The following is a 19,237-nucleotide window of genomic DNA, read 5'->3' on the forward strand; positions in this document are numbered from 1 at the left end:
ATCTTTGTGATATGTCTGCGCTTTCTGCGCTGCTATAACTTTGAACTGCACTCAAATCTAGGTTTTTGCAAAGGTCTCGGCCTAATCATCAATAACGTGCATCTTTCGGCTTACCGCCATTCGGCCAATCATTCACCTTGCCGGCAAAATCAGGACGCGGCTGATGGGTGAAGTATTCGGCAATGTCCACCGCATCTTGGTCACTCAACACACCGCCCTCACCCCACATGCCGTGTGTTTGCGCACCCATCGGCATAGCGGCTTTGATAAAAGCGGCGGCTTTATAGGTTCGCGCCATGCCTGCACCGATGTTAAACGATTCGTCGCCCCACAACGGCGGAAACGCATATTGCCCCAAACCGTCTTTTTTACCTTCGCCGTTGCTGCCGTGGCAGGCGGCGCAATGTTGGGCGTAAAGCGTTTTGCCGCGCACAGGATCCGGCACCAGATTGGTGTCGATATCGACCGCGTTTTGAATATCCACACGCTGCCCTTTCGGCACGCCTTGCCCCATCCATTTGATATAGGCAATCATGGCCTGCATTTCTTCGCCGTCTTTAGGCAGCGGTTTGCCGTTCATCGAGCGTTGGAAACAGCCGTTAATCCGCCCGACCAAATCAATTTCTTTACCCGGGCGCGGCATCACGCGCGGATAAGAATTGTAGGTATTGATATACGGATTGCCGCCCGGCACTTTTCCTTGTGCGATATGGCAGCTGCTGCAGTTCATATGGCTGCCCACATGCTGCGGCAACAGGCGCTTGGTCTCATTCATTAAACGCTGACCATAGCGGATTTGCGCGGCATTGGGTTGTTTGTCGATATCGTCATCAGAAGGCACGGTGTATTCGCCCACTACTTTTTTATCCGCACCTTTACCGGTCACAATCGGATAGGTTTGCGCTTGGGTAGTAGCGCCGTTGTGCGCGGTTTCGGCAGCGGGTTGGCCGCATGCAGACAAAACCAATCCCGACAATACGGCAACCCAAAGGATAGATTTATTCATGATGCGCTCCTTGTTGGTGATGGGCCGGCACGATATTCGGTGCCTTGCTGTTGACGAACCGGCGGATTTCCGCCACTTCTTTGCGGCTGATTTCCGGTGCTTGGTTGTGCCAACCGTTGCGCACGAAATTCACCAAATCCGCTACATCATCATCACTCAAATGCTTAAAGGCCGGCATACTGAAGGTCATGACATCATGTCGGGTATGCGGCGAACGGCCGCCTTCCAGCGTCACCTGAATCACCGACTGCGCTTGTTGCGAATATACGGCGCTGTTGCGGTTGAGTGCCGGGAAAATTCTGGCTACGCCGTTGCCGTCGGCGCGATGACAGGCCATGCAGTGTTCCGCATACAATAAGGCACCGCGGTTGGCGTATTGCCCGCTGCGCAGCATATCAGTCGTGGTATCCGGTTTGTCGGCCAGCTTGGTTTCCTGATTGGCGGCGGCAGGCAGCGTTTTCAAATATTCCGCCATCGATGCGATGTCTTCATCGTTCCAATATTGGGTGCTGTGTTCCACCACTTCGGCCATCGCGCCAAAAGCCGCGCTGCGGTCGGTGCGGCCGCTTTTGAAGAATTCGGCCAACTCTTCCGCGCTCCACGAAGCCAAACCACGGGCATCGCCGCGCAAGCTTTTTGCGCGCCAGCCGTCAATCACCGCGCCGCTTAAGAAATGCGTGCCGTCTTCACTCAAGGCTTTTTCCTGATACGCCACACCACGCGGTGTATGGCAGGCACCACAATGCCCTGCGCCTTCCACCAGATATTTACCGCGGTTCACACGGGCATTGCTTTCGGGTAGGCTGACAAATTCGCGCTTGGGTGCAAACACCGCCTGCCAATAAGCCAGCGGCCAACGCCAATTCAACACCGGCGCAATCGTGCTGTCGGCATTGGCTTGTTTGACCGGGGAAACGCCTTTCATAAAATAGGCATACATGGCTTGAATCTCTTCATCCGACATCACCACATAAGACGTATAAGGCATGGCCGGATAAAGCGGTTTGCCGTTGGGCGCGATGCCGTGTTGCACGGCCGCCTTAAAATCGGCATAACTGTAAGAACCGATACCCGTTTCAGGGTCGGGGGTGATGTTGGTGCTGTAAATCGCGCCAATCGGTGTCTGCATGGCCAAACCGCCTGCAAACGGTTGCCCTTGCGGTGCGGTGTGGCAGGCATAGCAATCCGCCAGCCGCGCCACATATTCACCGCGGCGGATTTGCGTATCGCTAAAATCAATCTCGTGCTGCACACTTTCGGTACGGTACGCATTCAATGCAAAACTGCCGCCATACGCCACACCAAGCGCAGCAAGAGCAAACCCTACTAATTTGGTCAGTTTGTTCATAACCGATCCTTCGCTGGTTGGATTGTCAGGAAGAAGCGTGAATCCAAATTACATTATCTATTTTATATATGTTTTTATTCTTATATCTTAATTGATAAATTAATCGCAATTGTATGTTTTGGCAAGCCTATAAGTTGTAAAAAATAAAATTTTTTGATTTGACTCAAATCTTTAATGTCACATAAATGATTAACCGGCATAACCTGCAGACAACACAAGGCCGTCTGAAAGACAAACTTTCAGACGGCCTTTTCCTTCTTCTCAAACTACTAATTCAATTACTCGCCACCCAACACTTCACGCAAAGCATTCGGGTTTTTCAGCACATTTTCCGCCTGTACCAAGCAATCGGCGGTGATTTCGCTGATGTTGCGGCAGCTGGTCAAGGTCATGGCGACGCGCATTTCTTTTTCAAACAGATTCAGCAGGTTGGCGACACCGGCTTCGCCGTCGGTCGCCAGCGCGTAGATAAAGGCGCGACCAATCATGGTGCAGTCGGCGCCAAGAGCAATCATGCGCACCACGTCGAGGCCGTTGCGGATACCTGAGTCGGCTAAAATTTTAATGTCGCCTTTCACGGCATCGGCAATGGCGGGCATGGCGCGGGCGGATGACAATACGCCGTCGAGCTGGCGGCCACCGTGGTTGGACACGACAATGCCGTCTGCACCGAATTTCACCGCATCGCGCGCGTCATCGGGGTCGAGAATGCCTTTGATGATCATCGGGCCTTCCCAGAAATCGCGAATCCATTGCAAATCTTTCCACGAAATCGACGGATCGAAGTTGGCGCCGAGATAGCCCATGTAGTCTTCCAAACCAACGGCTTTGCCCATGTATTTGGAGATGTTGCCCAAATCATGCGGCTTGCCGTGGATGCCGACATCGTATGCCCATTGCGGATGCAACACGGCTTGCAGGTAGCGGCGCATGGCGGCGTTGGGGCCACTCATGCCGGAATGGGCATCGCGGTAGCGTGCGCCGGGGGTCGGCATATCGACGGTAAACACCAGCGTCGAGCAGCCGGCGGCTTTGGCGCGCTCCAAGGCGTTGGTCATAAAGCCGCGATCTTTCAATACATAAAGCTGAAACCACATCGGCCGCTGAATCTGCGGCACCACTTCTTCAATCGGGCACACGGATACGGTCGACAAGGTAAACGGAATGCCTTTTTTATCGGCGGCACGCGCAGCCTGCACTTCTCCGCGGCGGGCGTACATACCGGTCAGGCCAACGGGCGACAGGGCAACGGGCATGGTCAGTTTTTCACCGAATAATTCAATGCCCAAATCCAGCTCGGACATATCGCGCAACACGCGTTGGCGCAGGGCGATGTCGGCTAAGTCGGACACATTGCGCTCCAGCGTGCGTTCGGCATAGGCGCCGCCATCGATGTAGTGGAACAAAAACGGCGGCAAACGGCGGCGCGCGCCTTCGCGGTAATCACTTGCGGATGAAATAATCATAAATCGGCTCCGAAAACAGGGTTAAATACATTTGATTGTGATTTTTATTTATAAAGAAACTCATTGTAATCGTTTTTGAACGAAATTTCATCTGTGAGATGATTTTTAAGTTGTCTCCGGCCGAGACCTTTGTAAAACTCCTTCAAAAGCTTGGACACACAAAACCGCCGTCATTCCCGCGTAGGCGGGAATCCATTTTTAATAATAGCAAGCTTTTGAATAAAATAGGTTTCTTAGAGGCTACGATGGATTTCCGCCTACGCGGGAATGACGGACTTTAGGTTTTTTATTGGTGGTTTTTGAGATTGTGCAAAGGTCTCGCCGTCTGAAAGAACCATCTACCTTTCAGACGGCCTGTCTCGCTTTGCCTATGCTGCACCATCACTTTTCAGCCTTGTCATGCTGCTGACACAATCTTTTGCCCATAATAAGGCCATAAATCAATGAGAAACCAAAAAAGGAGCGCCCCATGAAAACGCCGTCTGCCTTATTGAAAATTCACGGAATCGACACCGAATTATTGTTTTGGCTCAACCGCCACAGCCGCATCCGCGCCATCGGGTTCATCAGCCGCCAAATCTCGCGTTTGGGCGACGGGCCTTTGTATGCGGCGGTCGGTTTGATGGTGTGGCTTTGGGGCGGCGCGGCAGGGGCTGCCTTTTTTTACGCCGGTTTGGCCGCTTATGCCTTGGAATTGCCGTTGTATTGGGTGCTGAAAAACAGCATCCGCCGCGACCGGCCGAAAAAAGGCGTGCGCGATTTGAATGCGCTGATTACGCCTTCGGACAAATTCAGTTTCCCATCGGGGCACACCGCCGCTGCATTTGTGTTCGCCACACTGATTGCGGCCTTTTTCCCGATGTTTGCGCCGGCAGCTTATGTGTTGGCGATGTTCATTGGTTTGTCGCGCATTATGCTGGGCGTGCATTATCCTTCCGACATTGCCGCCGGTGCCGCCTTGGGCGTATTATGCGGCGAGACGGCGCTTTATGTGATGGGTTGAAAAAATGAAGATTTTGTATGGCGTACAAGCCACCGGCAACGGCCACATTACCCGCGCCCGCGCCATGCTGCCCGCGTTGCAGGCGCGGGGGATTGAAGTGGATTTTGTGTTCAGCGGTCGCGATAAAAACGCCTATTTTGATATGGAATGCTTCGGCGATTACCGCACCTTTCGCGGCTTCACCTACCGCATGCAGGAAGGCCGCGTGCGCCGCTTGGATACCTTGGCCGATGCCCGCCCTTACCGCTTTGTGCAGGATGTGTTGGCCTTGGACACGCGCGCTTATGATTTGGTGTTGACCGATTTTGAGCCGGTTAGCGCATGGGCGGCGCGGCGGCAGGGCGTGCGTTCGGTTGGTTTGGCGCACCAATATGCGCTTTTGTATCCGCTGGCCGATGTGCCGCCGCCACCGCTGTTGCCTTACGGTTTGAAAGCGTTTGCCCCTGCCGATGATTATTTGGGCGTGCATTGGCAATCATTCGGCCAACCGATTTTGCCGCCGCTGATTCAGGCCAATCCGCATCCGGTTGACGACAAAGGCTTTGTGCTGGTGTATCTGCCGTTTGAAGATTTGGCACAGGTGCAAACATGGCTGCGTAGCGCACCGCAGCAGCGTTTTCGGATTTACGCGGCTGTGGATAACATAATTTCAGACGGCCTGATTGAAGTGCATCCGTTTTCACGCACCGCTTTTCCGCGCGACACCGCCGAATGCAGCGGCGTGATTTGCAATGCCGGCTTCGGCTTGTGCAGCGAAGTAATGGCGCTGGGCAAAAAATTACTGGTGCGACCGCTGGATAATCAAGTAGAACAAGCATCTAACGCCAAAGTATTGCAAACAATGGCCACTGCCGATGTGATGCATCACTTCGATGCCGACACTTTGCACCAATGGCTGCAACGCCCCAATCCCGCGCCGATTCACTTTCCCGATACCGCCGCCGCAGTGGCCGATTGGCTGGCCGATGGCTGCCGCGAGCCTGTGGATAAAATGGTGGAAAACGTGTGGGCGCGTGGTTGGTAAAAGGCCGTCTGAACAGTAAGCCCACTGTTCAGACGGCCTTTCATCATTCATTTCAAAAGATTATTCTGTATAATGTGCAGCCATCATCTGAACAAAGGAACACGCCATGTTAACCCCCGAACAAGTCAAAGCCATGATTGAAGCCGTGGCGCCATGCCAACACGTTGAAGTGGAAGGCGACGGCCACCATTTCTTTGCCGTGATTGTGTCATCCGCATTCGAAGGCAAAGCCCGTTTGGCGCGCCACCGCTTGATTAAAGACGGTTTGAAAGAAAAATTGGCCAGCAATGAATTGCACGCCCTGTCGATTTCCGTAGCCGCAACCCCTGAAGAATGGGCAGCAAAACAGGGGTAATTTTTGTGCAGAACAAAGGCCGTCTGAAAGCGTTATGCGTTTTCAGACGGCCTTTTGTTTATGGGACTTTAAAGCAAAATCATTGCTCATCACCAAGCCACCCTCTCCCTAGCCCTCTCCCGCCAGACGGGAGAGGGGATCAGTTGCCGGGATAAACAAAATTGCTTTGCCAAATCCAATGCAGCTATTTTCTACACATTCGGCTTGAGTCAAAATCTTTTTCAGCCGCCACAACTTCACATCCCACGCTGAATGGCTTCAATCCGCGCCGCCACGGCTTCGGCAAAACGTGCGGTCGCCGGCTCACAAGTGTGCAGATACAGCGCCGGTTCGATTAATTCCAATTCATTCAGCAGAAAAGTATCGCCGATAAGGGTGCCGTCCACCCGCGCATACAGCGGCATTTTGGGTAAGGTGCGCAACACGGCTTCGGCGGTTTCAACCGCAAAATCGGGCGGATTCACCGGCAAGATGGCCACGCCGTAAGCGGAATTGGCGCGCCATTCACCTTGCGGCGGCTGGCGGCGCACGGCGTGGCTGAAACGGCCGTTGATACACACCAGCGAGGTTTCGCCTGCTTGCTCGATGTCGCGGATATAGGGCTGCACCATCAGGCCGTCTGAAATATTGCTGTCTACCCATACTTCCCCCGAGTTTTCCCCTGCTCGGATTTTGCACACGCCTTTGCCGCTTTGGCCGATGGCGGGTTTCACCACGGCTTCGGGCCATAGTTGGGTTGACAGAATATCTTGCAAGGCTTGCTGGTGCGCTTCGCCAAACTGCCCGTCACACGGCAGAAATTCGGTCGGAATCACATTGATGCCCTGCGCGGCCAAATCGATGAGATAGCGCTTGTTCATGTTCCAGCGCATGAGTTCGGGCGGATTCAGAAAATGCTGGCCGTTGCCGACGGCATCGTCTATCCATTGAGCAAACGCGGCCGGTTGGTCGGCATAGTCCCATGCACACAAGGGCAGGATAAACGGCGTTTGCGGCGCGTTTTGCCAAGTGTCGAAATGGGTATCGATGCCGCGTTGCTGCAGGGCTTGTGCCAAGGGGATTAAGTTCGGCGGCGGTTCGGAATAGCAGCGGCAAGTGGTAATGGTGAGCATGGTTGGGTCTTTTGATGGTTAGCAATACAAAAAAGGCGGGAAACCCGCCTTTAATTATTTTACTTGTTCCAAATATTTTTTCAGACGGCCTTTATTCTGCATGGAACGTTTTTCCATTTCGTCCACCGCCGCTTGCGCTTGGGCTTTGTTAACCGGCTTGCCGACTTGAATCACGCCGCTCATGTTCATCATGCGGTGCGGCGGGCAGGTGTACACATACACGCCTTCTTTGGTCAGCTTCAGGGTAAATTCTTGATCTTCTTCCGACAAAAAGTTTTCCACACCTTCCGGCACGGCTTTGCTTTGCACCCAATGGCCTTTGTGGGTTGGCTTGAAGGTGACGGTATCGCCGACAGCGGCTTTAACAAAACCCGGCTCAAACACCATGCCGCCATCGGCGCCGTTGTTGAGCATTTTTACTTCGTGGTTGGCGGCAAACGCGCTGACAGAAGCAGTCAGCAACAGGGCAAACAGGGATTTTTTCATTTCAGTTTCCTTTTTATGGATTCAAACACATTAAGCGGTAAAGGCTTGGCTGCTTTCAGATGGCCTGTTTCGTAAAGGACGAATCACCGGCGCGCCGAAGCGGTCGTACAATAATTCGACATCAACTTGATACAGCTGGCTGATTAATTCGGGCTGCAACACGTCTTTCGGTGCACCTTCGGCATGCACTTTGCCACCGCCGATTAACACGATGCCGTCTGAAAACTGCGCGGCCAAACTCAAATCGTGCAACACCATCAGCGTGGTCAGGCCGTTGGCGTGGGTGTAGTTGACCACGCGCTCAAGCAGGTTGATTTGATGGTGCATATCCAGCGCCGACACCGGCTCATCGAGCAGCAGGATTTCCGGCCGGTGCATCATCACTTGGGCAAACATCACCAATTGCCGCTGGCCACCGCTCAAGTTCATCACATCATGATGCGCCAGATGGGCAATGCCGAGTGATTCCATGATGCCGGCCGCTTCGTGCAGCATCTCGTCGCCCACATGCAGCCCCAAGCCGTCCATGCGGCCGAGCAGCACCACTTCCAAGGCGGTCAGCGCGGCTTCAGCAAAGGTGTTTTGCGGCATATAGCCTATGCGTTTGCGCCAGCTTTGCAGGGTGAGTTTGCTCAAATGCTCGTCTTTGTAGCGAATGCTGCCTTGGTGTGTCACTTCGCCGAACAGGGTTTTCAGCAGCGATGATTTGCCCGTGCCGTTGGGACCGAGGATGGTGTACACCTTGCCCGGCTCGAAGGCCAGATTGATTTGGTCGGCCACCACGAAACTGCCGCGGCGGATGTGTACGTTTTCAAGTTGAATCATTTCAGACGGCCTTAAGCAAAGAGGGTGGCAAACCAGTTTTTAATGCGTTGCCACAATGAAACTTCGGCAGCAGGCTCGGCTTGGGCAGGAGTAGCATCGGCAGCAGCTTGGTTTTTACAATCGTCCAAACCGTCGCAGCCCAAGCGGATAAAGAATGTGCCTTTCGGCTCAACCGGCAGGTATTTGCGGTGAAATTCACGGTAGGTTTCTTCCGGATTCACATCGGCAAAGGCTTCGGGATACAACGCTTTGGCGATGAATTGGGCGGATGCCAAATCCGACAGCGAACGCGATGCGGTGTGGTAAATGCCGAACACGCGGCCGTTTTGAATGGCCGGAATATCTGCCCAACCGGCGCGCCCGGTGAAGCCTTTCAGGCGTTTTTGCGCTTCGTCGGCGGCAATGTCAATGCCCATCGCCATGGAAGTGGGCTGCTTCAGGCCGACTTCGGTGCCGGAAATAATCACCACATCGGGCTTGGCGGCGAGAAACTGCTCGGGGTTAATCGGCCCCCAGTCTTGGATAAACGCAGCGGCAATATTGTCGCCGCCCACGGTATCGGCAATCGCGCCCCACATGTTTTTGCCAAAGGTGAAGCTGTGTTCGGCCGGGCCTTTATCGCCGAACTCGATGTAGATTTTCGGCTTAGGCTTGCCCGCATCGGCCACGCGTTTTTGAATATCGGCCATGCCTTGGGCGTATTCGTCGGTGGCTTGTTTGGCGCGCTCTGGCGTGCCGGCGATTTCACCAAAAAGCTTGGCGCTGGCGGTGTGGCGCTCGACCGTTTGCGCGTTAAAATCGACCACCACCACCGGAATGCCCGCTTTTTCAAAACGCGGCATTTCTTCTTTTAAGGTGTCATACTGCCAATCGGCCAACACCACCACATCGGGCTTCATCGCCAAGGTTTTTTCAAATGAAAACGTGCCGGTGTTCACATTGCCGATGTCGCCGATGTTTTGCAGCGACGGGATTTTGGCAGCATAAAGCGACCAACTGCCGGGGTTGAACTTTTCCCAAAATTCGCGCGAAATGCCGACCACGTTTTCAAATTTATCCGCACCGGTTACGGCGATGTAATCGGGGTAATAAAAGCCCAGCACCACGCGCTTGGCCGGCACATCGACTTGCACTTCACGCCCGCGCACATCGGTGAGCGTTTTCACTTCGGCTTGCGCGGTGAGCGCGGCCAAGCTGAATACGGCGGCAGCTAAAATACGGCACATAGGTTTCATTGATTTATCTCTCTATAAAAAAATGATTTCAGACGGCTTTAATGATGGATATAGTCGTTTAAAGGCCGTCTGAAACTCATCGCTTGGTCAACACAATCCAAAAGAAAAACGGCACGCCGACAAACGAGGTCACAATCCCCACCGGGAACAGCGCACCGGGAATAATCACTTTCGACAACACACTCGCCACCGACAAAAACGCCGCGCCCGCCAGCATCGAGCCGGGCAGGAAAAAGCGCTGGTCTTCGCCGAGCAGAATGCGTGCCACATGCGGCGCGACCAAGCCGATAAAGCCGATTACGCCGACAAAACTAATCGCCGTGGCGGTCATAATCGCCACCAGCACCAAAGTTTGAATGCGCAGGCGTTGCAGGTTGATGCCCAAGCCGGCGGCGCGTTCTTCACCCAAACGCAGGGCGGTGAGTTTCCATACATCTTTCGCCAACAAGCTCACGCACACGGCAGTCACCACCGTGGTGACGATAACCGTTTCCCACGTTGCCTTAGTCAAACTGCCGAACAGCCAAAACAAAATCTGCTGCGAAATTTCCGGCGCGGCGATAAACTGAATCAGCGATAAAATCGACTGAAACAAAAACAACAAAGCAATCCCCACCAACACCAGCATGGCCGAATTGAAGCGGCGGATGGAGGCAAAAGCAAACAACACCCCCGCCGCCAGCATGGTCATCACAAACGCGCCAATCGGCACTGCAAACGCATGCGGTAAACCAAAGCCGCCAAAGGCAATCACCAGCGACGCACCCAAACCGGCCGCCGCCGCCAAGCCCAGCGTGTAGGGGCTGGCCATCGGGTTATTCAGCAGGGTTTGGATTTCCGCCCCGCCCACGCCCAAGGCCGCGCCGACCACCAAGGCCATCACCGCCATCGGCAGGCGCAAATCGTACACAATGACCTTGCTCATTTCATCCACACCCTGAATGTTCAGCAGCGATTTCACCACCTCACTTACCGGCAGCATGGAAGGGCCGGTCGCGATGTCAAACACAAAGCCAATCAGGCTGACGATTAAAAAAGAACAAACAACCAACCAGCGTTTGCGCTCCAAGGCGCGCTGGTTTTTGACAATATCGGCGGCGGTAGGGGTCATGATGAATTTTTTTAAAATGAATGGGGATAAAGGTAAGAAACCGTTTTTTCAGACGGCCTTTTGATGAAGCTATCTGAAAAAACGGACTCTGGCCACACAGGGCGAATCATACCATGCGCGGCATCAGGCCGTCTGAAAGATAAGGTGTGCGTAATATGATGGCTGGCGTGGAATGAAGTTACGCTATCGGTTTAGCGGAACACCCCCTCCCTAACCCTCCCCCGCAAGGCGGGAGAGGGGACAGGTTGCTGCCGACGAAGAAAGTTTCTGTATCCGCGTTGTTTTTGCACAAGAGTTCGCACTCAATATCGTCATTTGACATTCTGAACGCCATCGGCAATCTTTCGGACATACAGCAACCTATCCCCTCTCCCGCCTTGCGGGGGAGGGCTAGGGAGGGGGTCACTCATCTAAAAATCACCGGCTACATATTCATGCCTAAATGGCTTTTCAGACGGCCTCTAATATAAAGGCCGTCTGAACACCTCACTACGCCCTTATCGCGGATAAGTATAGAACGTACCGCTTGGCACCACCGGCAGGTTTTGACGGTAGAAATCCAAATAGGTTTTTTCCGGATTCAGGTCTTTAAACAGCTGTGGATAAATCGCTTTGGCCATAAACTGAATCGAAGCGCCGTCTGAAAGTGTGCGCGAATTGGCGTGGTATGCACCGTAAACGCGGTTGTTTTTCACGGCCGGTAAATTGCTCCAGCCCGGGCGTTTGGTGAAACCGGCCAAGCGGCGTTCGGCATCGGCTTTGTTGATGCCCCAGCCCAACACCATCGCTTGCGGGTTTTTCTTCACTTCGGTTTCACGACCGGTAATCACAATCACGTCAGGCTTGGCGGCCAACACCAATTCCGGATTAATCGGGCCGTAGTATTCCACCGCTTTGGCCGCGATGTTGTCACCACCCACCAAAGTGGTCATCGAACCCCACATGCTCTTGCCGAAAGTGAAGCTGTGTTCGGCCGGACCTTTGTTACCGAATTCGGTGTACACCTTAGGTTTCGGCAAACCGGCTTTTTTCACGCGGCTTTGAATGGTATCGACGATGCGTTTGTAATCGGCGGCGAGCTTGGCGGCTTTTTGCGGCTGGCCGGTCAAGGTGCCGATGATTTGGGTCGATTTGATGTGTTTATCCACAGTTTGTGCGTTGTAGTCCAACACCACCACCGGAATACCGGCTTTATTGATGCGGTCGAGATCCGAACCCAAAGCCTGATACTGCCAATCGGCCAACACCAGCAAATCCGGTTTCAAGGCCAACACTTTTTCAATCGAGAAGGTGCCGACTTCCACTTCGCCCACGTCGGTGAGCTGGTTCAATTTCGGCACGGCTTTGCTAAACGCAGCCCAGCTTGGCGGCGCCCAATCCGACCACACTGCTTTAGAAAAACCGACCACATTATTCAGCGCATTTTTGCCACCGATGGCCATATAGTCTTGATAATAAAAGCCCAATACCACACGTTTGGCCGGTAAATCCACAGTTACTTTACGGCCGGCCACGTCGGTAATCTGCACCGGTTTGGCATAAGTGGACACAGCACCCAGCGACAAAGCTGCGGCGATAGCAAGAGAAGACAAGCGCACAAGTTTCATCGTACATTCCTTCTAACAATTAATAAAAATAATTCCTGTTTCGTTAAAATATACGAAAACAAATGATAAATCAAGTGAAGAAATGAACAAAAGGCCGTCTGAAAAGTTTACGGTATGTCTGATATGAGTCTGCCGCGTTGCTGAAAGGCATAAGCAATCAGCTTGAATCATGAAACGATGTGCGCTGTCGGTAGGCTTTTATCTGTTAATAATCAGCCTAAGCAGGCAGCCTGTTTAGCCCAATTCATGCCCAATAAAAGAGAAGCAAATGCCGTGATAACAAATAAAGCAAAGGCCGTCTGAAATATTTCAGACGGCCTTCACTACTATCAACACAAGTATTTATTTTAACAAAATCAAGCCTTTTTGACAAACTCGGATTTCAGGTTCATCGCACCGAAGCCATCGATTTTGCAACCGATATTGTGGTCGCCTTCCTGCAAACGAATGCCTTTTACTTTCGTGCCTTGCTTGATGACCGACGAGCTGCCCTTCACTTTCAAATCCTTAATCAGCACCACGGTATCGCCATCAACCAGCTCGGCACCGTTGGCATCTTTGACCGACAAGGTTTCATCGGCGGCTTCTTCGCCGACTTGCCATTCGTGGGCGCATTCGGGGCAAACCAAGTTGGCGCCGTCTTCATAGGCATATTCGGATTGGCATTGTGGGCATGGTGGAAGTGACATGGGGATTCCTTTTTTGTTCTGGCTATTGAAATAATTTGACAGCATTATAAACGAAACAGGCCGTCTGAAGACTAAGTTTTCAGACGGCCTGTTTATTGCTTAAAAAGCGGCGACAATCTCCTAGCCGCTTTCAGACGGCCTTAACCCACTTTATCGCCCGGTTGCGCACCGGCATCGACGTCCAGCAATTTCAGTTTGCCTTCAGATGTGGCCGCGCTCAAGATCATGCCTTCGCTCATGCCGAATTTGGCCATTTTACGTGGGGCAAAGTTGGCCACGGCAATCACCATGCGGCCGTTGAGTTCGGCCGGATTCGGGTAAGAGGCGGCGATACCGGAGAAAATCACGCGTTGTGCAAAGCCGAAATCCAAATCGAATTTCAGCAGTTTGGTGCTGCCTTCTACCGCTTCGCAGTTCAGTACTTTGGCCACGCGCATGTCGATTTTCATAAAGTCATCAAAGCTGGCTTGCTCGGCCACCGGCGCGAATTTGCTCTCTTCGGCAGGCACGGCTTCGGCGGCGGCTTGGATGCTTTGTTTGTTGGCTGCGATTAAGTTATCCACTTGTTGTTGCTCCACACGTTGCATAAGGTGTTCGTATTTGTTGATGGCGTGTTCGCCTAAGGTTTGGCGGGTGTTTGCCCAAGTAATCGCGTCCAGATTCAGGAATTTGGCGGCGTTTTCGGCTACTTTCGGCAATACCGGTGCCAAGTAGGCGGTCAACACGGCAAAGGCGTTGATCAATTCGCTGCACACTTCATGCAGGCGCGCGTCTTGACCTTCTTGTTTGGCCAATTCCCAAGGTTTGTTGGCATCAACGTATTCATTCACGATGTCGGCCAAAGCCATGATGTCGCGCAGGGCGCGGGCGTATTCGCGGTTTTCGTATTGCTCGGCAATGGCTTCGCTTTGCGCGGTGAGTTTGGTCAGCAATTCGCTATCGGATACGTCTTTCAGACGGCCTTCAAAACGCTTGGCGATGAAACCGGAAGCACGGGCGGCGATGTTGACATATTTGCCGACCAAATCACTGTTTACGCGGCTGATAAAGTCGTTCAGGTTCAAATCGATGTCTTCGATTTTGCTGTTGAGCTTGGCGGCGATGTAGTAGCGCATCCATTCCGGATTCAGGCCTTGGTCCAAATAGGATTTGGCAGTGATAAACGTGCCGCGCGATTTGGACATTTTTTGGCCGTCCACAGTCAAAAAGCCGTGGGCGAAAATGCCGCTCGGTGTGCGGTAGCCGGAGAATTTCAGCATCGCCGTCCAAAACAGCGCGTGGAAATACAGAATGTCTTTACCGATGAAGTGATACATTTCGGTTTGGCTGTCGGCTTTGAAAAATTCGTCGAAATCCAAGCCGATGCGGTCGCACAGGTTTTTAAACGAGGCCATGTAGCCCACCGGTGCATCCAGCCACACATAGAAATATTTGCCCGGCGCATCGGGGATTTCAAAGCCGAAGTAAGGCGCATCGCGGGAAATGTCCCAATCCGACAGCGAGGTCTCTTCGCCTTCGCCCAGCCATTCTTTCATTTTGTTCAAAGCTTCGGGCTGCAAATGCGGTTTACCCAAGGCGTTGGTGCCGGAAGTCCACTCTTGCAGGAAGTCGGCGCATTCGCCCAGCTTGAAGAAGAAGTGTTCCGATTCTTTCAACACCGGCGTGGCACCGGATACGGCGGAATACGGGTTGATCAATTCGGTCGGGGCGTAGGTGGTGCCGCAGGATTCGCAGTTGTCGCCGTATTGGTCTTTGGCATGGCATTTCGGGCATTCGCCTTTGACGAAACGGTCGGGCAGGAACATTTGTTTTTCAGGGTCGAAAAGCTGCTCGATGACGCGGCTTTCGATTTTGCCGTTGGCTTTTAAGGCGCGGTAAATTTCTTCGGAAAACGCTTTGTTTTCAGGCGAATGGGTGCTGTAGTAATTGTCGTAGCCGATACCGAAGCCGGTAAAGTCGGCCAAATGCTCTTCGCGCACTTTGGCAATCATGTCTTCCGGCTGCAAACCTTGCTTTTGCGCCGCCAGCATCACCGGCGTGCCGTGGGTATCGTCGGCGCAACAGTAGTAGCATTCGTGGCCGCGTAATTTTTGAAAACGCACCCAAATATCGGTTTGGATGTGTTCGACCATGTGGCCTAAGTGGATGCTGCCGTTGGCATACGGCAGGGCGGAAGTCACTAGAATTTTTCGTGTCATGGTTTATGCTTTGGAAACAATCAAATAAAGATGGGGAATTATACCGCAAAAGGCCGTCTGAAAATCATCTTTCAGACGGCCTGAGACCTTTGCCTTTTTCTGATGGGTTTAACGCAAACTGCCACACGCACCACGGCTGACTTTGATAATCTTGCCGCTGTCGCTGCACACGCTGCATGGATTGCCGAACGACTGCTCTACCGTGCGGCCGCCCTGCTCGATGGTGGCGCATACGGGGTAGTATTCGCGGGTGCAGACGCGGCTGTGACAGGATTTGGTGGTGAATGTGGTGTCGGGCTTGGCCGTTGGTGCAGGCTGCTGGCAGGCGCTGAGCATAAGCAGCGGCAATACAATCCATAAACTTTTCATGATGGCTATCCTTTGTGGTGAAAGAGTATTAAGGCCGTCTGAATGCTTATCTTTCAGACGGCCTGATGTTATTTACCAATACAGAAACGCGAAAAAATCACGCCCAATAAATCATCGGCGGTAAATTCGCCGGTGATTTCGCTGCACGCCACTTGTGCCAAGCGCAGGTGTTCGGCCAAAAGCTCGATTTGATGGTTGCCACAAAGTGCCGCGTTTTCCAGTTCGGCTTCGGCAGCGTGCAAGGCAGTCAGGTGGCGGCTACGGGCGAGAAACAGGCTTTCGCTTTCGCCCTGCCAGCCGATTTCCTGCAACAAGGCTTGTTTGAGCAAATCCAAGCCTTGGCCGGTTTTGGCGGAAAGTTTGATTAAGGTATCGGCACCGGTTGGGGTGAGACCGTCTGAAATTTTTTCTACGGTGTCGCCGGTTAAGTCGGCTTTGTTGTGGATTTCGATGCGCTTCAAGCCTTCGGGCAGGCCGTTGAGAATGGCTTGGGTTTTGGCGTTGATGCCTTCGCGTGGGTCAATCAGAATCAGCGCCACATCGGCTTCGTTGACGGCTTTTTGGCTGCGCTGGATGCCGATTTGCTCGACCACATCGTCGGTTTCGCGCAGGCCGGCGGTGTCGATGATGTGCACCGGCACGCCATCGAGCGTGATTTGTTCGCGCACGGTGTCGCGGGTGGTGCCGGCAATATCGGTGACAATAGCGATGTCGTCGCCGGCCAAAGCGTTGAGCAGGCTGGATTTGCCCACGTTCGGCGCACCGACCAACACCACATTCATGCCTTCGCGCAAAATCGCGCCTTGTTCGGCACTGGCCAACACGGTTTTCAGACGGCCTTGCAAGCCGGCCAGCTTGCCGCGTGCATCAGCCGCTTCGAGAAAATCGATGTCTTCTTCGGGAAAATCCAGCGTGGCTTCAACCAGCATTCTGAGCGTAATCAAATCATCGACCAGCGCGTGAATGTGCTGCGAAAACGCGCCTTTGAGCGAACGCAAAGCCATGCGCGCGGCGGATTTGCTCGAGGCATCAATCAAGTCGGCCACGCTCTCGGCCTGCGCCAAGTCGAGTTTGTTGTTGAGAAAAGCGCGTTTGGTGAATTCACCCGGCTCGGCGGCTTTGGCACCGAGGGCGAAACAGCGCTGCAACAGCATATCCATCACCACCGGCCCGCCGTGGCCTTGCAATTCAATCACGTCTTCGCCGGTAAAACTGGCGGGCGCGGCAAAGTAGAGCATCAGGCCGTTGTCGATGGCTTGGCCGTCGGCATCGAGAAAATCAGTATACAAAGCCACGCGCGGCTTGGGCGTTTTGCCGCCGCTCAATGCCTGTGCCAAAGGCAGCAAATCTTTGCCGGACAAACGAATCACGCCGACGCCGCCGCGGCCGGGCGCAGTGGCGATGGCGGCGATGGTGGGATTGGGTGCAGACATGGTCGTCTCTTTTCGGATAAATAAAGGGGATTATAACAAAGGCCGTCTGAAAAGGGTTTCAGACGGCCTCTTAATCAATGATCACATCTCATGAAATTTGGTCATCCGTTAGGTTTCATCCCGAATCTTTCCGTTCTCACATACGCTTTTCCTTTATGCTCGTGGTTTCCTAACTGTAAAACAAATTGACCAAAAAACGGGGCTTATGCGAAAAACAGCACCAATTTTGGCGGCATATGTCAATTTAAGGCTACAATAACACTATCTGATTAGGAGGCCGTCTGAAAATGTATTTATGGTTAAAACTGGCGCATATTTTCTTCATTATTTCTTGGTTTGCCGGGCTGTTTTACCTGCCGCGCATTTATGTAAATTTGGCGCAGGTCAATCCGCAAACCGAAGCCGCCGAATACGCGCGACTGCTCGGCATGGCGCAGCGGCTGTATAAATTTATGTCGCCTTTGGGGCTGTTGGCCGTGATTTGCGGCTTGGCGATTCCGTTTATCACCGGCTGGTGGTCTATGGGCTGGGTGCATGGCAAGGCCACTTTGGGCATTTTGCTGATCGGCTACCAACACATCTGCCGCGCCCACCTGCGCCGCTTCGAGCAGCATGCCTGCCGCCATTCGCATAAATTTTACCGCGTGTTTAATGAAGTACCGGTGTTGCTGATGCTTTTGGCGCTGTATTTGGTGGTGTTTAAACCGTTTTGAAAGGCCGTCTGAAAAATGTCTGTTGAAATCGAACGCCGTTTTTTATTGAAAAACGATGGCTGGCGCGATATTGCATCGGCGCCGCAAACGCTGCAGCAAGGTTATTTGAGCGTGGAAAAAGAGCGTACCATACGCGTGCGCATTATTGATGACCAAGCGTGGCTGACGCTGAAAGGCTATATTTCCGACGTGAGCCGCAGCGAGTTTGAATATGAAATCCCGCTGGCGCACGCGCAAACGATGATGGCAACGATGTGCCCGTTTAAGATGGAAAAACGCCGTTACCGCGTCGAATTTGAAGGTTTTCTCTACGAAATCGACGAATATTTTGGCGACAACGCACCATTGATTGTGGCGGAAGTCGAATTGCCGTCTGAAGATGCCGCGTTTGCCCACCCCGATTGGCTGGGCGAAGAAATCACGTCCGACGGCAAATTCACCAATGCTTATCTGAGCAAACACCCTTACGCCACTTGGGAGCGTTAATTGCGCCTGCTGCTTGCCCTGTCACTCATCTGTGCCCTGCCCGCATGGGCTGCCGAACCCACCATCCACCGCCAAGTTTACCCTTTGAGCGCGGCGGATACGGTGCAGATCACGCGCTATTGTCACCCCGAAGCGGCGGGCATGTATTTATTTCACCCACACGACAACGAATACACCGCCAAGCAGGTCGCGCTCGAAGCGGTGCGCCGCTACCCGGTGTGTCTGATTGCGCTGGAACACCGTGGCACGCGCCGCATTTCGTTTCGTAGCGGCGAATCGTATGCCGATTTTGATCCCAACCGCATCTATTCACCGCAAGGCCGTACCGCCACGCTTTCAGACGGCCTTGATGAAAATGCCGCACACACCACCGCTGCTTTTGCCGATGCGGTGTTAAGCGCCTTGCAACCGGCCAAATTCATCATCGCCATGCACAACAACACCGATGGCGCCACCAACATCGAAAGCTATGCGCTTGAATCTTTGGCCGGAACCGATGCACCGGTGTTTATCCACCCGCAACACGACGAAGACGATTATTTTTACGTCAACGACTCACGCGCGTTTGCCTTTTTCCAAAGCCGCGGCTTCAATGTGGTGCAGCAAACGGAAGACGTGGCCGACGATGGTTCGCTGTCGGTCTATGCAGCCAAACACGGCATCGACTACATCAACATCGAAGCCGAATACGGCCACGAAGCCGAGCAGCGCGATATGCTGCAAGCGGCGTGGCAATATTGGCAGAGCCTGCGTTAGGTTTATTCAAAAAAA

At 53.2% G+C, this 19,237-nt stretch carries 19 protein-coding genes; 6 read left to right on the forward strand and 13 right to left on the reverse strand.

The genetic code is table 11. The features are described from left to right. Positions 1-88: 88 nt before the first annotated feature. From ACM67B_RS00060 to lldD, 3 genes are all read right to left on the reverse strand, one after another. On the reverse strand, positions 89-1,006 hold the full coding sequence (locus tag ACM67B_RS00060) for a c-type cytochrome (RefSeq protein ID WP_416189646.1): 918 nt from the start codon (positions 1,004-1,006) through the stop codon (positions 89-91). After that, a complete protein-coding gene (locus tag ACM67B_RS00065; protein ID WP_416189647.1) occupies positions 999-2,354 on the reverse strand; it encodes a c-type cytochrome in 1,356 nt (451 codons plus the stop codon). Before ACM67B_RS00065 ends, ACM67B_RS00060 begins: the two co-directional genes overlap by 8 nt. Positions 2,355-2,632: 278 nt before the next feature. Then, entirely contained in the window at positions 2,633-3,820 is a 1,188-nt protein-coding gene (lldD, locus tag ACM67B_RS00070; RefSeq protein ID WP_095502641.1) for an FMN-dependent L-lactate dehydrogenase LldD, read from the reverse strand. A 469-nt stretch (positions 3,821-4,289) separates the two neighbouring features. Between lldD and ACM67B_RS00075 the strand changes: the two genes are divergently transcribed. The 3 genes from ACM67B_RS00075 (at position 4,290) to ACM67B_RS00085 (ending at position 6,202) form a co-directional block, all read left to right on the forward strand. Then, positions 4,290-4,823, forward strand: coding sequence for a phosphatase PAP2 family protein (locus tag ACM67B_RS00075; protein WP_416189648.1), 534 nt, complete (start codon positions 4,290-4,292; stop codon positions 4,821-4,823). Positions 4,824-4,827: 4 nt separating this feature from the next. Further along, the gene (locus tag ACM67B_RS00080; protein ID WP_416189649.1) at positions 4,828-5,847 is read left to right on the forward strand and encodes a glycosyltransferase family protein; all 1,020 of its coding nucleotides are present in this window, start codon (positions 4,828-4,830) and stop codon (positions 5,845-5,847) included. Positions 5,848-5,953: 106 nt separating this feature from the next. Continuing rightward, positions 5,954-6,202: a BolA family protein gene (locus tag ACM67B_RS00085; protein ID WP_095502638.1), complete on the forward strand. Its 249-nt coding sequence runs from the start codon at positions 5,954-5,956 to the stop codon at positions 6,200-6,202. Between the two features lie 236 nt (positions 6,203-6,438). Here ACM67B_RS00085 and ACM67B_RS00090 read toward each other — a convergent pair whose 3' ends face one another. The 10 genes from ACM67B_RS00090 to mnmE form a co-directional block, all read right to left on the reverse strand. Then, positions 6,439-7,314, reverse strand: coding sequence for an ATP-grasp domain-containing protein (locus tag ACM67B_RS00090; protein ID WP_416189650.1), 876 nt, complete (start codon positions 7,312-7,314; stop codon positions 6,439-6,441). A 54-nt stretch (positions 7,315-7,368) separates the two neighbouring features. Further along, the gene (locus tag ACM67B_RS00095) at positions 7,369-7,800 is read right to left on the reverse strand and encodes a pseudoazurin (RefSeq protein WP_416189651.1); all 432 of its coding nucleotides are present in this window, start codon (positions 7,798-7,800) and stop codon (positions 7,369-7,371) included. A 30-nt stretch (positions 7,801-7,830) separates the two neighbouring features. After that, entirely contained in the window at positions 7,831-8,625 is a 795-nt protein-coding gene (locus ACM67B_RS00100) for an ABC transporter ATP-binding protein (RefSeq protein ID WP_416189652.1), read from the reverse strand. A gap of 11 nt (positions 8,626-8,636) precedes the next feature. Continuing rightward, complete coding sequence (locus ACM67B_RS00105; RefSeq protein WP_416189653.1) at positions 8,637-9,860, reverse strand: ABC transporter substrate-binding protein; 1,224 nt, start codon at positions 9,858-9,860, stop codon at positions 8,637-8,639. 76 nt (positions 9,861-9,936) lie between these two features. Continuing rightward, positions 9,937-10,971, reverse strand: coding sequence for a FecCD family ABC transporter permease (locus ACM67B_RS00110; RefSeq protein ID WP_416189654.1), 1,035 nt, complete (start codon positions 10,969-10,971; stop codon positions 9,937-9,939). A 497-nt stretch (positions 10,972-11,468) separates the two neighbouring features. Then, on the reverse strand, positions 11,469-12,578 hold the full coding sequence (locus ACM67B_RS00115; RefSeq protein WP_416189655.1) for an ABC transporter substrate-binding protein: 1,110 nt from the start codon (positions 12,576-12,578) through the stop codon (positions 11,469-11,471). A gap of 356 nt (positions 12,579-12,934) precedes the next feature. Continuing rightward, positions 12,935-13,267, reverse strand: coding sequence for a zinc ribbon domain-containing protein YjdM (locus ACM67B_RS00120; RefSeq protein WP_416189656.1), 333 nt, complete (start codon positions 13,265-13,267; stop codon positions 12,935-12,937). Between the two features lie 140 nt (positions 13,268-13,407). After that, positions 13,408-15,465, reverse strand: coding sequence for a methionine--tRNA ligase (gene metG / locus ACM67B_RS00125; RefSeq protein ID WP_416189657.1), 2,058 nt, complete (start codon positions 15,463-15,465; stop codon positions 13,408-13,410). 108 nt (positions 15,466-15,573) lie between these two features. Further along, on the reverse strand, positions 15,574-15,834 hold the full coding sequence (locus ACM67B_RS00130; protein ID WP_416189658.1) for a hypothetical protein: 261 nt from the start codon (positions 15,832-15,834) through the stop codon (positions 15,574-15,576). A gap of 68 nt (positions 15,835-15,902) precedes the next feature. After that, the gene (gene mnmE, locus ACM67B_RS00135) at positions 15,903-17,267 is read right to left on the reverse strand and encodes a tRNA uridine-5-carboxymethylaminomethyl(34) synthesis GTPase MnmE (RefSeq protein ID WP_100564049.1); all 1,365 of its coding nucleotides are present in this window, start codon (positions 17,265-17,267) and stop codon (positions 15,903-15,905) included. Between the two features lie 287 nt (positions 17,268-17,554). On the opposite strand from mnmE, the gene ACM67B_RS00140 reads away from it, so the two are divergent. Genes ACM67B_RS00140 through ACM67B_RS00150 form a run of 3 tightly spaced genes read left to right on the forward strand, consistent with a single transcriptional unit; the run spans position 17,555 to position 19,222 of the window. After that, on the forward strand, positions 17,555-17,980 hold the full coding sequence (locus tag ACM67B_RS00140) for a CopD family protein (RefSeq protein ID WP_416189659.1): 426 nt from the start codon (positions 17,555-17,557) through the stop codon (positions 17,978-17,980). Between the two features lie 15 nt (positions 17,981-17,995). Beyond that, positions 17,996-18,466, forward strand: a complete 471-nt coding sequence (locus tag ACM67B_RS00145) for a CYTH domain-containing protein (protein WP_416189660.1) — start codon at positions 17,996-17,998, stop codon at positions 18,464-18,466. Then, complete coding sequence (locus ACM67B_RS00150) at positions 18,467-19,222, forward strand: hypothetical protein (RefSeq protein ID WP_416189661.1); 756 nt, start codon at positions 18,467-18,469, stop codon at positions 19,220-19,222. Positions 19,223-19,237: the final 15 nt, after the last annotated feature.

The organism is Neisseria sp. CCUG17229 (genome assembly GCF_047839235.1).
Classification (GTDB): Bacteria; Pseudomonadota; Gammaproteobacteria; order Burkholderiales; family Neisseriaceae; genus Neisseria; species Neisseria brasiliensis.

What these genes read in the sequence shown, in the direction of transcription:
- ACM67B_RS00060 (WP_416189646.1), bottom strand. Translation starts at nt 1,006, where the DNA reads ATGAATAAATCTATCCTTTGGGTTGCCGTATTGTCGGGATTGGTTTTG.
- ACM67B_RS00065 (WP_416189647.1), bottom strand. Translation starts at nt 2,354, where the DNA reads ATGAACAAACTGACCAAATTAGTAGGGTTTGCTCTTGCTGCGCTTGGT.
- lldD (WP_095502641.1), bottom strand. Translation starts at nt 3,820, where the DNA reads ATGATTATTTCATCCGCAAGTGATTACCGCGAAGGCGCGCGCCGCCGT.
- ACM67B_RS00075 (WP_416189648.1), top strand. Translation starts at nt 4,290, where the DNA reads ATGAAAACGCCGTCTGCCTTATTGAAAATTCACGGAATCGACACCGAA.
- ACM67B_RS00080 (WP_416189649.1), top strand. Translation starts at nt 4,828, where the DNA reads ATGAAGATTTTGTATGGCGTACAAGCCACCGGCAACGGCCACATTACC.
- ACM67B_RS00085 (WP_095502638.1), top strand. Translation starts at nt 5,954, where the DNA reads ATGTTAACCCCCGAACAAGTCAAAGCCATGATTGAAGCCGTGGCGCCA.
- ACM67B_RS00090 (WP_416189650.1), bottom strand. Translation starts at nt 7,314, where the DNA reads ATGCTCACCATTACCACTTGCCGCTGCTATTCCGAACCGCCGCCGAAC.
- ACM67B_RS00095 (WP_416189651.1), bottom strand. Translation starts at nt 7,800, where the DNA reads ATGAAAAAATCCCTGTTTGCCCTGTTGCTGACTGCTTCTGTCAGCGCG.
- ACM67B_RS00100 (WP_416189652.1), bottom strand. Translation starts at nt 8,625, where the DNA reads ATGATTCAACTTGAAAACGTACACATCCGCCGCGGCAGTTTCGTGGTG.
- ACM67B_RS00105 (WP_416189653.1), bottom strand. Translation starts at nt 9,860, where the DNA reads ATGAAACCTATGTGCCGTATTTTAGCTGCCGCCGTATTCAGCTTGGCC.
- ACM67B_RS00110 (WP_416189654.1), bottom strand. Translation starts at nt 10,971, where the DNA reads ATGACCCCTACCGCCGCCGATATTGTCAAAAACCAGCGCGCCTTGGAG.
- ACM67B_RS00115 (WP_416189655.1), bottom strand. Translation starts at nt 12,578, where the DNA reads ATGAAACTTGTGCGCTTGTCTTCTCTTGCTATCGCCGCAGCTTTGTCG.
- ACM67B_RS00120 (WP_416189656.1), bottom strand. Translation starts at nt 13,267, where the DNA reads ATGTCACTTCCACCATGCCCACAATGCCAATCCGAATATGCCTATGAA.
- metG (WP_416189657.1), bottom strand. Translation starts at nt 15,465, where the DNA reads ATGACACGAAAAATTCTAGTGACTTCCGCCCTGCCGTATGCCAACGGC.
- ACM67B_RS00130 (WP_416189658.1), bottom strand. Translation starts at nt 15,834, where the DNA reads ATGAAAAGTTTATGGATTGTATTGCCGCTGCTTATGCTCAGCGCCTGC.
- mnmE (WP_100564049.1), bottom strand. Translation starts at nt 17,267, where the DNA reads ATGTCTGCACCCAATCCCACCATCGCCGCCATCGCCACTGCGCCCGGC.
- ACM67B_RS00140 (WP_416189659.1), top strand. Translation starts at nt 17,555, where the DNA reads ATGTATTTATGGTTAAAACTGGCGCATATTTTCTTCATTATTTCTTGG.
- ACM67B_RS00145 (WP_416189660.1), top strand. Translation starts at nt 17,996, where the DNA reads ATGTCTGTTGAAATCGAACGCCGTTTTTTATTGAAAAACGATGGCTGG.